Annotated in this window: 13 protein-coding genes and 1 tRNA gene; 5 read left to right on the top strand and 9 right to left on the bottom strand. The window is 59.6% G+C overall.

Going from position 1 to position 14,154, the window contains the following annotated elements:
- Positions 1-4: 4 nt before the first annotated feature.
- From gcvP to KKQ10_RS26175, 5 genes are all read left to right on the top strand, one after another.
- The gene (gene gcvP / locus KKQ10_RS26195) at positions 5-2,857 is read left to right on the top strand and encodes an aminomethyl-transferring glycine dehydrogenase (protein WP_215502749.1); all 2,853 of its coding nucleotides are present in this window, start codon (positions 5-7) and stop codon (positions 2,855-2,857) included.
- Between the two features lie 200 nt (positions 2,858-3,057).
- Entirely contained in the window at positions 3,058-4,434 is a 1,377-nt protein-coding gene (locus KKQ10_RS26190) for an L-serine ammonia-lyase (RefSeq protein WP_215502748.1), read from the top strand.
- Positions 4,435-4,485: 51 nt separating this feature from the next.
- Positions 4,486-5,610, top strand: coding sequence for a glycine cleavage system aminomethyltransferase GcvT (gcvT, locus tag KKQ10_RS26185; protein WP_215502747.1), 1,125 nt, complete (start codon positions 4,486-4,488; stop codon positions 5,608-5,610).
- Between the two features lie 406 nt (positions 5,611-6,016).
- Positions 6,017-6,229 carry a cold-shock protein gene (locus KKQ10_RS26180; protein WP_003227496.1) on the top strand — a complete coding sequence of 71 codons (213 nt, stop codon included), beginning with the start codon at positions 6,017-6,019 and terminating at the stop codon, positions 6,227-6,229.
- 97 nt (positions 6,230-6,326) lie between these two features.
- Positions 6,327-6,815 (top strand): RDD family protein, encoded by a 489-nt coding sequence (locus KKQ10_RS26175; RefSeq protein WP_215502746.1) that lies wholly within the window; start codon positions 6,327-6,329, stop codon positions 6,813-6,815.
- Between the two features lie 134 nt (positions 6,816-6,949).
- Here KKQ10_RS26175 and nadA read toward each other — a convergent pair whose 3' ends face one another.
- From nadA to tolR, 9 genes are all read right to left on the bottom strand, one after another.
- Entirely contained in the window at positions 6,950-8,008 is a 1,059-nt protein-coding gene (gene nadA, locus KKQ10_RS26170) for a quinolinate synthase NadA (RefSeq protein ID WP_003227499.1), read from the bottom strand.
- A 271-nt stretch (positions 8,009-8,279) separates the two neighbouring features.
- A tRNA-Lys gene (locus tag KKQ10_RS26165) sits at positions 8,280-8,355 on the bottom strand.
- Positions 8,356-8,417: 62 nt separating this feature from the next.
- A complete protein-coding gene (queC, locus tag KKQ10_RS26160) occupies positions 8,418-9,110 on the bottom strand; it encodes a 7-cyano-7-deazaguanine synthase QueC (RefSeq protein WP_127648395.1) in 693 nt (230 codons plus the stop codon).
- A gap of 1 nt (position 9,111) precedes the next feature.
- On the bottom strand, positions 9,112-9,759 hold the full coding sequence (gene queE, locus KKQ10_RS26155; RefSeq protein WP_127648394.1) for a 7-carboxy-7-deazaguanine synthase QueE: 648 nt from the start codon (positions 9,757-9,759) through the stop codon (positions 9,112-9,114).
- 167 nt (positions 9,760-9,926) lie between these two features.
- Positions 9,927-10,763, bottom strand: a complete 837-nt coding sequence (ybgF, locus tag KKQ10_RS26150) for a tol-pal system protein YbgF (protein WP_064588907.1) — start codon at positions 10,761-10,763, stop codon at positions 9,927-9,929.
- A gap of 6 nt (positions 10,764-10,769) precedes the next feature.
- A complete protein-coding gene (pal, locus tag KKQ10_RS26145; protein ID WP_003178634.1) occupies positions 10,770-11,267 on the bottom strand; it encodes a peptidoglycan-associated lipoprotein Pal in 498 nt (165 codons plus the stop codon).
- Between the two features lie 52 nt (positions 11,268-11,319).
- Positions 11,320-12,600 carry a Tol-Pal system beta propeller repeat protein TolB gene (gene tolB, locus KKQ10_RS26140; protein ID WP_164747834.1) on the bottom strand — a complete coding sequence of 427 codons (1,281 nt, stop codon included), beginning with the start codon at positions 12,598-12,600 and terminating at the stop codon, positions 11,320-11,322.
- A 17-nt stretch (positions 12,601-12,617) separates the two neighbouring features.
- Complete coding sequence (gene tolA / locus KKQ10_RS26135) at positions 12,618-13,694, bottom strand: cell envelope integrity protein TolA (RefSeq protein ID WP_127648393.1); 1,077 nt, start codon at positions 13,692-13,694, stop codon at positions 12,618-12,620.
- The gene (gene tolR, locus KKQ10_RS26130; RefSeq protein ID WP_161794900.1) at positions 13,694-14,146 is read right to left on the bottom strand and encodes a protein TolR; all 453 of its coding nucleotides are present in this window, start codon (positions 14,144-14,146) and stop codon (positions 13,694-13,696) included. The genes tolA and tolR overlap by 1 nt, the downstream gene beginning before the upstream one ends.
- Between the last annotated feature and the right edge of the window lie 8 nt (positions 14,147-14,154).

Here is a 14,154-nt window from a genome sequence, read left to right as displayed (position 1 = left end):
CGACATGACCCAAGTAAACCTCGGCACCGCCAACGAATTCATCGCCCGTCACATCGGCCCGCGCGCCGGTGACGAGCAGGCCATGCTCAACAGCCTCGGCTTCGACTCGCTCGAAGCCCTGAGCGCCAGCGTGATCCCGGAAAGCATCAAGGGCACCAGCGTGCTCGGCATGGACGACGGCCTGAGCGAGGCCGACGCCCTGGCGATGATCAAATCCATCGCCGGCAAAAACCAGTTGTTCAAAACCTACATCGGCCAGGGCTACTACAACTGCCACACGCCGTCGCCGATCCTGCGCAACCTTCTGGAAAACCCGGCCTGGTACACCGCTTACACCCCGTACCAGCCAGAAATTTCCCAGGGTCGCCTCGAAGCGCTGCTGAACTTCCAGACCCTGATCAGCGACCTCACCGGCCTGCCGATCGCCAACGCCTCCTTGCTCGACGAAGCCACCGCCGCTGCCGAAGCCATGACCTTCTGCAAACGCCTGAGCAAGAACAAAGGCAGCCACCAATTCTTCGCCTCGATCCACAGCCACCCGCAAACCCTCGACGTGCTGCGCACCCGTGCCGAGCCGCTGGGCATTGAGGTCGTGGTGGGCGACGAGCGTGAGCTGACCGACGTGTCGCCGTTCTTCGGCGCGCTGCTGCAATACCCGGCCAGCAACGGTGACCTGTTCGACTATCGCGAGCTGACCGAGCGCTTCCACGCCGCCAACGCGCTGGTCGCCGTGGCTGCCGACCTGCTGGCCCTGACCCTGCTGACCGCCCCGGGCGAGTTCGGCGCGGACGTCGCCATCGGTTCCGCGCAACGCTTCGGCGTGCCGCTGGGTTTCGGTGGCCCGCACGCCGCTTACTTCTCCACCAAGGATGCGTTCAAGCGCGATATGCCGGGCCGTCTGGTCGGTGTCTCGGTTGACCGCTTCGGCAAGCCGGCCCTGCGTCTGGCGATGCAGACCCGCGAGCAACACATCCGCCGCGAGAAGGCCACCTCGAACATCTGCACCGCGCAGGTGCTGCTGGCCAACATCGCCAGCATGTACGCCGTGTACCACGGCCCGAAAGGCCTGACGCAGATCGCCAACCGCGTGCATCACCTGGCCGCGATTCTCGCCAAAGGCCTGAGCGCGCTGGGCGCCAAAGTCGAGCAGGCAAGCTTCTTCGACACCCTGACCATCGCCACCGGCGCGCACACCGCTGCACTGCATGACAAGGCACACGCTCAGCAGATCAACCTGCGCGTGATCGATGCCGAGCGCCTGGGCCTGTCGGTGGATGAAACCACCACTCAGGCTGACATCGAAACCCTGTGGGGCCTGTTCGCTGACGGCAAGACCCTGCCGGACTTCGCTGCGCTGGCCGCTGCGGTGCAAAGCACCATTCCTGCTGCACTGGTGCGTCAGTCGCCGATCCTCAGCCACCCGGTGTTCAACCGTTATCACTCGGAAACCGAGCTGATGCGCTACCTGCGCAAACTGGCGGACAAGGACCTGGCACTGGATCGCACCATGATCCCGCTGGGCTCGTGCACCATGAAACTCAACGCCGCCAGCGAAATGATCCCGGTGACCTGGGCCGAATTCGGCGCCCTGCACCCGTTCGCCCCGGCCGCGCAAAGTGCCGGCTACCAACAACTGACCGATGAACTGGAAGCGATGCTCTGCGCCGCCACCGGTTACGACTCGATCTCGCTGCAACCGAACGCCGGTTCGCAAGGTGAATACGCCGGCCTGCTGGCAATCCGCGCCTACCACCAGAGCCGTGGCGATGAGCGCCGCGACATCTGCCTGATCCCGTCGTCCGCCCACGGCACCAACCCGGCCACCGCCAACATGGCCGGCATGCGCGTGGTCGTGACTGCGTGCGATGCCCGTGGCAACGTCGACATCGAAGACCTGCGCGCCAAAGCCATCGAGCACCGCGAACACCTCGCCGCGCTGATGATCACCTACCCGTCGACCCACGGCGTGTTCGAAGAAGGCATCCGCGAAATCTGCGGGATCATTCACGACAACGGCGGCCAGGTGTACATCGACGGCGCCAACATGAACGCGATGGTCGGCCTCTGCGCGCCGGGCAAGTTCGGCGGTGACGTGAGCCACCTGAACCTGCACAAGACCTTCTGCATTCCGCACGGCGGTGGCGGCCCGGGCGTCGGCCCGATTGGCGTCAAGTCGCACCTGACCCCGTTCCTGCCGGGCCATGGCCAGATGGAGCGCAAAGAAGGCGCGGTCTGCGCAGCACCGTTCGGCAGCGCGAGCATTCTGCCGATCACCTGGATGTACATTCGTATGATGGGTGGCGCGGGTCTCAAGCGTGCTTCGCAACTGGCGATCCTCAACGCCAACTACATTTCCCGTCGTCTGGAAGAGCACTACCCGGTGCTGTACACCGGCAGCAACGGTCTGGTGGCGCACGAATGCATCCTCGACCTGCGTCCGCTGAAAGACAGCAGCGGTATCAGCGTCGATGACGTTGCCAAGCGCCTGATCGACTTCGGCTTCCACGCCCCGACCATGTCGTTCCCGGTAGCGGGCACGCTGATGATCGAGCCGACCGAAAGCGAATCCAAAGAAGAACTGGACCGCTTTTGCGACGCCATGATCCGCATCCGCGAAGAAATTCGCGCCGTGGAAAACGGCACCCTGGACAAGGACGACAACCCGCTGAAGAACGCCCCGCACACCGCGGCGGAGCTGGTCGGCGAATGGACTCACCCGTACAGCCGCGAGCAAGCGGTGTATCCAGTGGCGTCGTTGATCGAAGGCAAATACTGGCCGCCGGTCGGTCGCGTCGACAACGTGTTCGGCGACCGCAACCTGGTGTGCGCCTGCCCGTCGATCGAAAGCTACGCTTAAACCGATGCGGGATCAGTTATCGCTGATCCCGCACACGCCGCAATTCCTCTGTAGGAGTGAGCCTGCTCGCGATAGCGCACTGACATTCACCAATGATGTCGACTGAAAGACCGCTATCGCGAGCAGGCTCACTCCTACAAGGGAATGCGGTGAACCGCAACATCCGCCAATTCCTATAACAAGAAACCGGAGAACCACTCATGTCGTTAAGCGTGTTCGACCTGTTCAAGATTGGCATCGGTCCCTCCAGCTCCCATACCGTCGGCCCAATGCGTGCCGCTGCGCGCTTCGCCGAAGGCCTGCGTCGGGACAGCCTGTTGTCTGCAACCCGCACCGTCAAAGTCGAGCTGTACGGCTCGCTCGGCGCCACCGGCAAAGGTCACGGCAGCGACAAGGCCGTGTTGCTCGGCCTTGAGGGCGAACACCCGGACACCGTTGATACCGAAACCGTCGCCGCGCGCCTGCAAGACATTCGCGGCAATGGCCAGCTGAACTTGCTCGGTGAACACAGCATTGCGTTCAACGAAAAAGAACACCTGGCGATGATCCGCAAGCCGCTGGCCTATCACCCCAACGGCATGATCTTCCGTGCATTCGATGCGGCAGGCATTCAGATCCGCAGCCGCGAGTACTACTCCGTTGGCGGTGGTTTTGTCGTCGACGAGGATGCCGCCGGTGCCGACCGCATCGTCGAAGACGCCACACCGCTGACCTTCCCGTTCAAAAGCGCCAAGGACCTGCTCGGTCATTGCGCCACGTACGGGCTGTCAATCAGCCAACTGATGCTGACCAACGAAAGCGCCTGGCGTCCGGAGGCGGAGACCCGCGCCGGGCTGCTGAAGATCTGGCAAGTGATGCAGGACTGCGTGGCTGCCGGCTGCCGCAACGAAGGCATTCTGCCGGGCGGGCTGAAGGTCAAACGCCGGGCGGCGGCACTGCATCGGCAGCTGTGCAAGAACCCGGAATCGGCGCTGCGCGATCCGCTGTCGGTGCTCGACTGGGTCAACCTGTACGCGCTGGCGGTCAACGAAGAAAACGCCAACGGCGGTCGCGTGGTTACCGCGCCGACCAACGGTGCGGCGGGAATCATCCCGGCGGTGCTGCATTACTACATGCGCTTTATTCCCGGTGCGAATGACGACGGCGTCGTGCGTTTTCTGCTGACCGCCGCCGCGATCGGCATTCTGTACAAAGAAAACGCCTCGATCTCTGGCGCCGAAGTCGGCTGTCAGGGCGAAGTCGGTGTGGCCTGTTCGATGGCGGCCGGTGCGTTGTGCGAAGTCCTCGGTGGCAGCGTGCAGCAAGTGGAAAACGCCGCAGAAATCGGCATGGAGCATAACCTCGGCCTGACCTGCGACCCGATTGGCGGGCTGGTGCAGGTGCCGTGCATCGAGCGCAACGCCATGGGCTCGGTGAAGGCGATCAACGCGGTGCGCATGGCCATGCGCGGCGACGGCCAACACTTCGTCTCGCTCGACAAGGTCATCCGCACCATGCGCCAGACCGGCGCCGACATGAAAAGCAAATACAAAGAGACCGCCCGTGGCGGTCTGGCGGTCAACATTATCGAATGCTAATTAGCCCCCTCTCCCTGCGGGAGAGGGTTGCTGTGAATCAAGGAGTTCCGCATGTCCACCGAACAACTGTCGAAAACCCCGCTGCACGCTTTGCATCTCGAACTCGGTGCCCGCATGGTGCCGTTCGCCGGCTATGACATGCCGGTGCAATACCCGCTGGGCGTGATGAAGGAACATCAGCACACCCGTGAGCAGGCCGGGCTGTTCGATGTCTCGCACATGGGCCAGATCCGCCTGACCGGCGCCAATGCCGCCAAGGCCCTGGAAACCCTGGTGCCAGTGGACATCATCGACCTGCCGGTGGGCATGCAGCGCTACGCGATGTTCACCAACCAGAACGGCGGCATCCTCGACGACCTGATGGTCGCCAACCTCGGTAACGACGAGCTGTTCCTGGTGGTCAACGCCGCGTGCAAGGATCAGGACCTGGCCCACCTGCAAAAACACATCGGCGACCAGTGCACCATTACGGAGCTGTTCGAGGCGCGCGCCCTGCTCGCCCTGCAGGGTCCGGCAGCAGTCACCGTGCTCGCGCGGCTGGCGCCGGAAGTGGCGAAGATGACCTTCATGCAGTTCAACCGCGTGCAACTGCTGGGCGTGGATTGCTTCGTCAGCCGTTCGGGCTACACCGGTGAAGACGGTTTCGAAATCTCGGTGCCTGCTGCCGACGCGGAAAAACTCGCCCGCGCCCTGCTCGCCGAACCGGAAGTCCAGGCCATCGGCCTCGGCGCCCGCGACTCGCTGCGCCTGGAGGCCGGTCTGTGCCTGTACGGCCACGACATGAACACCGAGACCACGCCGATCGAAGCGAGCCTGTTGTGGGCGATCTCCAAGCCACGCCGTGCCGACGGCGCGCGGGCCGGTGGTTTCCCGGGAGCGGAAACGGTTTTCGCTCAACAGCAGAACGGTGTCGCACGCAAACGCGTCGGCCTGCTGCCGCAGGAACGCACGCCGGTGCGTGAAGGCGCAGAAATCGTCAATGAGGCCGGTGAGATCATCGGCAGCGTGTGCAGCGGCGGCTTCGGGCCGACCTTGGGTGGGCCGCTGGCGATGGGTTACCTCGACAGCGCTTATACCGCACTCGATACGCCAGTCTGGGCCATCGTTCGTGGGAAAAAGGTGCAAATGCTTGTAAGCAAAATGCCATTTGTTCCACAACGCTACTACCGTGGTTGATTGACTGTTTCTATAAGTAACGCGATTGCGTTATGCGCGCACTAATGTGTAACGCAATCGCCACAAAAAAGTGCATTTTCTAACATCTGATTCGAATTTGAACTTTGCTTATAACGGTCGAAAACATTTCAACAAGCTAATCGTCTAAACCGTACTAGTGGACTGACTAAACTGCCATCAGGGGCAGGAAAACCGGGGCCTTCGCGGGGCTTGTTTTTTCTCCCGTAGTTGGCGTAGAGTTTGTCCACTGTGTTTGCATGGGTCAGCTTGGAATCGTGACCTGGGCAGTAGCCTACAAAGTTAGCTACATCCCGTTCGACGTCTTCTTACTCTCCTGCAACCAGCCCCAGTACTCTTTCATAAGGAAGAGACTGTCATTAATTTTTTGCGTCAAAGGAAATAAGAAATGTCCACACGTCAGAGCGGTACCGTCAAGTGGTTTAACGACGAGAAAGGTTTTGGTTTTATCACTCCAGAAAGCGGTCCGGATCTGTTCGTGCATTTCCGCGCCATTCAGGGCAACGGCTTCAAGAGCCTGAAAGAAGGCCAGAAAGTGACCTTCGTTGCAGTGCAAGGCCAAAAAGGCATGCAGGCTGACGAAGTACAAGCTGAAGCCTGATCTTCTGTTACGAAAAAGCCCCTGATATTGATATCAGGGGCTTTTTTGTGCGCACGAATCCGTAAAATGGCGCTTCATTTTGCGTCCAGAGGCTGCCATGTCGAAAAACCTGCTCACTCCCCAGGGCGATTTTCCTGCCGTTGGCCTTGGCCGTCGCCTGGCCGCGATGTTCTATGACTTCCTGCTGTGCACCGCCCTGCTGATTGTCACCGGATTCGTTTACAAGCTGATCCAGGCGGCAATCATCGGCGAGGAACGCCTGCGGGTACTGACCGACTCCGGGAAAATGGACGGCGATCCGCTGTACTCCACGGTGCTGCTGCTGGTGCTGTTTGCGTTCTTCGCCAAGTTCTGGACCCATGGCGGGCAGACGCTGGGCATGCAGGTGTGGGGGATTCGCGTGCAGAACGCCGATGGCAGCGCGATCAGCCTGTGGCAGGCGCTGCTGCGCTTCATGGTATCGATCGCTTCGTGGCTGTGCGCGGGGCTTGGCTTCTTCTGGTCGTTGTATGACAAGCAGAAACGCACCTGGCATGACATCTATTCCGATACCCGCGTGGTGCGGATCCCGAAAAAGACCAAATAATTTTCAGACACCCAAAACCACTGTAGGAGTGAGCCTGCTCGCGATAGCGAAGTGTCAGTCAATATTTAAGTCGACTGATAAACCGCTATCGCGAGCAAGCTCACTCCTACAGGTTTTTGTAATGCCTTTAGAGCTTAAGCGTTACCCGCCAGCTTCATCCGCGCCGCCTGGGTGAAATCCAGCATGCGCTTCAAAGGCCGGATCGCCTGCGGAATCAACGCCGGATCAACAAAGATCTCATTCGTCCCTTCCTTCAAGCTCTTGAGCGTACGCTCAAGGGTGTTCATGGCCATCCACGGGCAATGCGCGCAACTGCGGCATGCCGCGCCGTTACCGGCGGTTGGCGCCTCGATGAAGACCTTGTCCGGGCACAGCTGCTGCATCTTGTAGAAGATGCCACGGTCGGTGGCGACAATCAGGGTCTTGTTCGGCAGCGATTGCGCGGCAGCGATCAACTGGCTGGTGGAACCGACGGCGTCGGCCAGTTCGATCACCGACGTCGGCGACTCCGGGTGCACCAGAATCGCGGCGTCCGGATACAGCGCCTTCATGTCTTCGAGCTGCTTGGATTTGAACTCCTCGTGCACGATGCAGGCACCGTCCCACAGCAGCATGTCCGCACCGGTCTTGCGCTGGATGTAAGTCCCCAGGTGCTTGTCCGGGCCCCAGATGATGGTCTCGCCGTTGTCCATCAGGCTTTCGACGATCTCCAGCGCGCAGCTCGATGTCACCACCCAGTCAGCCCGGGCTTTGACCGCAGCGGAGGTGTTGGCATACACCACCACCGTGCGCTCCGGGTGCTGATCGCAAAACGCCGAGAACTCGTCAACCGGGCAACCCAGGTCCAGCGAGCAAGTGGCGTCCAGCGTCGGCATCAGCACGCGCTTTTCCGGGTTGAGGATCTTGGCGGTCTCACCCATGAATTTAACGCCGGCGACCACCACGGTCTTGGCCGGATGGGCGTTGCCGAAGCGGGCCATCTCCAGGGAGTCGGAAACACAGCCACCGGTTTCTTCGGCCAGAGCCTGAATCACCGGATCGCAATAGAAGTGGGCGACCAGCACCGCGTCCTGAGCCTTGAGCTCGGCGGCGATGGCGGAACGGTAGTAGGCCTCTTCCTCGGCAGTCAGCGGTTTGGGCTGTTTGGCATCGAGGTGGGCTTGAACCAGAAGGCGTTCGGAAATCTGCGTCATGTTCGCAAGACCTGCAGGCGCTTTCGCGCGAAAGTCGAGTATACACCCGGCTCCGGACCACATGAGGGTACCGCCGGGAGAGTGAGTATTATCAGGCACGGACAGCATTGAAGCTGCGCAAGGCTACAGAATATCCCATTGATACAAAAGATGATTCTGACCTGTGTCAGCACCGACGGCACTGAACAAATGCTCACCCGAATCGCAGGCAAAAAAAAACCCGGAAATCCTCACTTTCGTGGGCCTTCCGGATTTTCTAAACCGCCAAATATGGTGGGTCGTGTGGGATTCGAACCTACGACCAATTGGTTAAAAGCCAACTGCTCTACCAACTGAGCTAACGACCCGCTGTGTGGTGGCGCGTATAATACTGATTTTTAAGGACTATTCAACACCTTTTTGAAAAAAATCAAAAATAAGGTGTTGGATCGCTCACACCGGCCGCCGCAAAGCCCTCTGCACGCAGGCGGCAGCTGTCGCATTTGCCGCAGGCACGGCCGTCATCGTCGGCCTGATAGCAGGAAACGGTCAGGCCGTAATCCACGCCGAGCTTCACACCGGCCTGGACGATCTGCGCCTTGCTCAGGTTCTGCAGCGGCGCCTGGATGCGGAAACCATTGCCCTCCACGCCCGCCTTGGTCGCAAGGTTAGCCATGCGCTCGAACGACTCGATGAACTCCGGACGGCAATCCGGGTAGCCGGAATAATCCACCGCGTTGACGCCAATGAAGATGTCACGGGCGCCGAGCACTTCCGCCCAGCCCAATGCCAGCGACAGGAACACAGTGTTGCGCGCCGGCACGTAAGTCACCGGAATGCCCTCACCCAACTCTTCCGGGATATCGATGCTGGTGTCGGTCAGGGCCGAACCGCCCATGCCGTTCAGGTTCAGGCCAATGACCTTGTGCTCGACCACACCCAGGTCGCGGGCAACGCGAGCAGCAGCGTGCAGCTCAGCGTGGGAGCGCTGACCGTAATCGAAACTCATGGTGTAGCAGGCGTAGCCTTCAGCGCGAGCCATTGCCACCACGGTGGCCGAGTCCAGGCCACCCGACAGCAGTATTACCGCACGTTTTTCGTCAGTGTTCAGTTGTTCAGTCATCTCAGCGCCCCGGCTCATCATTCCATAGATATTTATGCAGTTGCAGTTGCAGCCGCACTGGCAGGTTATCCGCCACCACCCAGTCCGCCAGATCCCTTGCGTTGAGGTCATGGTGACTTGGAGAAAACAGGACTTCGCCGGCACGCCGGTCGAGCCCGTACTGGATCAGTTTGGAAACCGCCCAGTCATAGTCTTCCCGCGAGCAGATGACAAATTTCACCTGATCGTTGGAAGTCAGCAGTTCGATATTCTCGTAACGGTTGCGGTGGGCTTCTTTCGAGCCCGGCGTCTTCAGGTCGACAACGCGGCTGACGCGTGGATCGACGGCCGAAACGTCGAGGGCACCGCTGGTTTCCAGCGAGACCTCGTAACCGGCATCACACAACCGCTTGAGCAAAGGAATGGCATTGGGCTGCGCCAGTGGCTCACCACCAGTGACACACACGTAGCGCGGGCGGAACCCGGCCACTTGCTCAAGGATGTCATCGAGGGTGCGGATCGTACCGCCGGTGAACGCATAGGCGCTGTCGCAGTATTGGCAACGCAATGGGCAACCGGTCAGGCGCACAAAAACCGTGGGCAGCCCGGCAGTCCGCGTTTCCCCCTGCAACGAGTAGAAAACTTCGGTGATTCTCAATGTGTCTTGCATAGTCGCCACGGGCGTAACAGCTAAACAGGCTGTCCGCCTCCGTCAGGCACTTCAGGCAACCCCGCCAACGCGTAGATCACCAGAAGCGTGTTTCAGAAAAAGGGCGTGAATTCTAACGAAAAAACCCGCGACAAGCGCGGGTTTCTTCCAAACGGGGTAAAGCTGGGTTACATGCGTTGCAGATCGCGCTGGGCCAACTGAGCTGCAGAGGTCCCCGGGTATTGGGAAACCACCTGTTGCAGAATGCCTTTGACCTTGTCGGTGTGACCGAGGCGGCGCTCTACGTCAGCCAGCTTGTACAGCGAATCCGGCACTTTGGCATGCTTGGGATACAGCTGCGAAACCTTGGCAAACGCTTGACCTGCACCTTGCAGATCGCCTTTGGCCAGGTTGACTTCGCCCAACCAGTACTGGGCGTTGCCCGCGTATTGGCTGTTCGGGTATTTGCGCAGGAATGCCGAGAAAGCCTGGCTGGCCTTGTCGAAGTCTTTGGCTTTGATCAGGTCGAAAGCCGCATCGTAATACAGCTTTTCCTTGGCCGGATCACCCGGTTCGCTGCTCGCTGCAGGCGCTTGGGCGGCAGCAGCCCCGGCACCCGCAGCAGCACCGGCAGCAGCACTTGCATCGCCACCGGCAGAAGAATTCTCAGGAGTCGCGGCAGGTGCAGCACCGGATCCTATGCGCCGATCAAGATCCTGGTATCGCTCCAGAGACTCTTGCTTCATGCGCGCAACCTGATTCTGCAGTTCTTCGATCACACCTTGCTGGCGCGATATCTGATCCTGCATCTGTTGCAGTTGGTTGAACAGCATGCCCTGTGCCGAGGCAGGGGCCGAAGCCGCTCCCCCGGCATAGGCGCCGTTCGTACCGTAACCTGCAGGCGGATAACTGCTCCCGCTATTGTTATAACCGGAGTTGTCATCGACCACAGGAACCGCAGCCCACGCCGCAAGCGGCGCGAGACTGAGAGCCAGAACAGTTACAGCACGACGGCACGTTCGCATATCGAATTACTTACGCAGTTCGACGCGACGGTTTTGAGCCCAGGACTGCTCGTCGTTGCCGGTAGCAACTGGACGCTCTTCGCCGTAGGAAACCAGTTCCAGCTGAGCTGGGGAAACACCTTGCAGTACCAGGTAACGCTGAACGGCTTTCGCACGACGCTCGCCCAGTGCCATGTTGTACTCACGAGTACCACGTTCGTCGGTGTTGCCTTCCAGAACAACGCGAGCGCCGTTTGCTTTCAGGTCTTTGGCGTGAACGTCCAGAGCGCGCATGGCTTCTGGCTTCAGGTCCGAGCTGTCGTATTCGAAGTAGAAGGTGGTGATTGCGCGCAGAGCAGCTTCTTCGCTCAGGGAACCGTCAACGGCACCAGTGTTTGCGCCGTAACCAGCGTTTGGATCAACAGCGCCTTCACCGGCGTTGTCGCCGCCTTTGGACGAGCAACCTACAGCTACAGCCATGGCCAGAGCCAGCGCAGCAAATTTACCAAACTTCAGCATTTCCATCGTGAAACTCCTAATGAACCCCAGTGTGTTAAGTAAAACGTAAAGCGCCGCGTCAGTTCAGGTAAGGGGACCAGGACGGTTCTCTGACTTCGCCTTGTGCGGTAGGAAGCGGGAGCCTCACGCGTCCATTAATGGACACGAGCATCAAGACTCCCCGGCCCTGCTGGCGGGTGGCGTAGATTACCATGGTGCCGTTGGGCGCAACAGTAGGCGACTCGTCCAGAGTGCTATCAGTTAGGATTTTTACACTTCCGCGCTGCAAATCCTGAGCCGCTACTTTGAAATTGGTGAAACCGTCCTGACGATGGATCATCACCAGGGTCTTTTCGTCAGCCGAAAGTTTCGGGTTGGCGTTGTAGTTACCGATGAAGGTCACTCGCTCCGCACCGCCGCCACTGGCGCTGGTTTTGTAGATCTGTGGTTTGCCGCCACGGTCCGAGGTGAAGTAGATGGTCGAACCATCCTTGCCCCAGTACGGTTCGGTATTGATGCCAGGACCTGCAGTCACGCGAGTGATCTGACGCGAACCCAGGTTCATCACATAGATGTCCGGGTTACCGTCTTTCGACAGTACGAACGCAAGACGATTGCCATCCGGCGACCAGGCTGGCGCACCGTTCAGGCCTTCGAAGTTGGTGATCTGCTCACGGCGACCGGTGTCGATGTTCTGCATGAAGATGCGCGGACGCTTCTGCTCGAACGACACGTAGGCGATGCGCTTGCCATCCGGTGCGAAACGCGGCGACAGGATCGGCTCGCGCGATTGCAGCAGAGTCACGGCGCGGGCACCGTCGTAGTCCGAACGCTGCAGGGTGTAGCGAGTGTTCTTCTCGGAGAAACGCTCGGCTGTCACATACAGCAGACGGGTCGAAAACGCACCTTTGATACCGGTGAGTTTTTCGAACGACTGGTCAGAGATGAAGTGCGCCATGTCACGCAGTTGCTCGGTGGTCCCGGAAACACTGCCGTCAGCCACTTTCTGCTCGGTGGCCACGTTGAACAGTGCCCACTGCACCTGCAGACGACCGCCCGCTGGAGCAATGCTGCCGACCATCATGTATTGAGCACCCACCGCCTTCCAGTCACGGAAGATGATTTCGCTCGGCTGGCTTGGCTGGCTGATCATGTTTTGCTTTGGAATCGGCGAGTAGTAGCCCGAGTTCCGCAAATCGTTACCAATGATTTCTGCCATATCGTCCGGCAGCACGGCACCGCCCTGCATGCCGAACGGTACAACGGCGATCGGGGTGGCCCGATCGCTGCCGCTGGTGACCAGAATGTTCTTTTCATCAGCCATCGCGATCCCTGCCATGCAGCAGATCACGACCAGCATTCCTCGAAGAAGGTTTCTCACAAGGCTAGATCCTCAGGTGTGAATGTCATCTTGAATGAACGATACGGAGCGAAATCGCTCGGCTTCATTCCCTGCATTTCCGTCAAACGTCCAATATTCTTGACCGCCGCGACTGCCGAAGCATCGAACGGACCGTCGCCACTGGACTTGGCCACGCTGACCGAGGTCACCGTACCGTCCGGCAACATGCCGATTTGCAGCACGACCGTCATGCCTTTGCGTGCCGAAGGAGGACGTGCCCAGCCTTCCGCTGCTCGCGCACGAATCAGGTCATCGAAACTGCCCGCGACTTCGTCACCCTGCTCATCGGCCAAGGCCTGCTGACGCTGCGGCGTGTCGGAAAGCAAATCTGCCAGGGCCTGAGCCTTTTTCTCTTCAGCAGATTTACGTGCCGCTTCCTGCGATTTCTTCTTCGCAGCATCGGCAGCAGCTTTCTTCTTCGCTTCGTCGGCGACTTTCTTCTTCGCCTCTTCAGCTTCAGCTTTCTTCTTGGCGTCTTCGGCGGCTTTCTTCTTCGCGTCTTCGACGATCTTCTTCTTGGCTTCTTCAGCGGCCGCTTTCTTGGCCTCTTCTTCAGCAGCCTTTTTGGCTTCTTCTTCGGCTTTCTTCTTGGCTATATCAGCCAATTGTTTCTCTTCGGCCTTTTTGGCTTCGGCTTTCTTCGCGTCGTCGGCTTTCTTGGCTTCATCAGCCTTTTTCGCTTCGTCCGCTTTCTTCGCCTCGTCGGCCTTCTTGGCTTCCTCGGCCTTTTGAGCCGCTGCTTCTTTCTTTTGTTCCGCAGCCTTTACCGCTTCCTGCTCGACCTTTTTCTGTTCCATCTGCTCGACTTCGGTCTGGCGTGCGGCGGATTTCTTCGCCTCACCCGCAATCTTCTGATTGGTCTGGGTGGTTGCCTGACTTTTCGATTTCAGCTGGTACAGGGTCGCCTGGACAATCGGCTTGGCCGGCGGCAGCTCTGGTGTGAAGGCAAAACTGACGAACAGCATGCCAAACACCAGCACGTGCAGGACAATTGCCAGGACACTAGGCCAGAAGTAGCTTTCCGAGGCGGACGGCTCTCGCTGTTGCTGCATCAGGGCGCCTCGGTAATCAAGCCAACATTACCGACCCCGGCCTTCTGCAACCCGCCCATGGCACCCATGACGGCGCCGTAGTCGACCGACTTGTCGCCACGGATAAAGACCTGGGTACGCTTGCCGCCTTCGGTGCCGGCGCGAATGATCTTGGTCACCGCGTCAGTCATCTGCGGCAGCGTCATGGCCCTGTCCTGCTGCTTTTCAGTGTCGACTTCGCTGCCAAGGTTCCAGTAGTAGGTCTTGTCAGCCTTGATCGAAATGGTCAGCACCTGAGTGTTGTTGTCCTGCGGCAAGGCTTCACTGGAAACCTTGGGCAGATCCACTTTCACGCCCTGATTGAGCATCGGCGCGGTCACCATGAAGATAACCAGCAGCACCAGCATCACGTCGATGTATGGCACCACGTTCATCTCGGCGACCGGCTTGCGCTTGTTTCGGGCTCGAGCGATTAAAGCCA

The sequence above is a fragment of the Pseudomonas sp. MG-9 genome (assembly GCF_018729515.1).
GTDB classification, from domain to species: Bacteria; Pseudomonadota; Gammaproteobacteria; order Pseudomonadales; family Pseudomonadaceae; genus Aquipseudomonas; species Aquipseudomonas serboccidentalis.
This window is presented reverse-complemented; position numbering and strand designations above follow the sequence as displayed.

Coding starts and splice junctions, on each gene's coding strand:
- tolB (WP_164747834.1), bottom strand. CDS start 12,600: ATGCTGGTCGTGATCTGCTGCATGGCAGGGATCGCGATGGCTGATGAA.
- nadA (WP_003227499.1), bottom strand. CDS start 8,008: ATGACGCAGATTTCCGAACGCCTTCTGGTTCAAGCCCACCTCGATGCC.
- queE (WP_127648394.1), bottom strand. CDS start 9,759: ATGCAAGACACATTGAGAATCACCGAAGTTTTCTACTCGTTGCAGGGG.
- KKQ10_RS26175 (WP_215502746.1), top strand. CDS start 6,327: ATGTCGAAAAACCTGCTCACTCCCCAGGGCGATTTTCCTGCCGTTGGC.
- gcvP (WP_215502749.1), top strand. CDS start 5: ATGACCCAAGTAAACCTCGGCACCGCCAACGAATTCATCGCCCGTCAC.
- KKQ10_RS26190 (WP_215502748.1), top strand. CDS start 3,058: ATGTCGTTAAGCGTGTTCGACCTGTTCAAGATTGGCATCGGTCCCTCC.
- queC (WP_127648395.1), bottom strand. CDS start 9,110: ATGACTGAACAACTGAACACTGACGAAAAACGTGCGGTAATACTGCTG.
- gcvT (WP_215502747.1), top strand. CDS start 4,486: ATGTCCACCGAACAACTGTCGAAAACCCCGCTGCACGCTTTGCATCTC.
- ybgF (WP_064588907.1), bottom strand. CDS start 10,763: ATGCGAACGTGCCGTCGTGCTGTAACTGTTCTGGCTCTCAGTCTCGCG.
- KKQ10_RS26180 (WP_003227496.1), top strand. CDS start 6,017: ATGTCCACACGTCAGAGCGGTACCGTCAAGTGGTTTAACGACGAGAAA.
- pal (WP_003178634.1), bottom strand. CDS start 11,267: ATGGAAATGCTGAAGTTTGGTAAATTTGCTGCGCTGGCTCTGGCCATG.
- tolA (WP_127648393.1), bottom strand. CDS start 13,694: ATGCAGCAACAGCGAGAGCCGTCCGCCTCGGAAAGCTACTTCTGGCCT.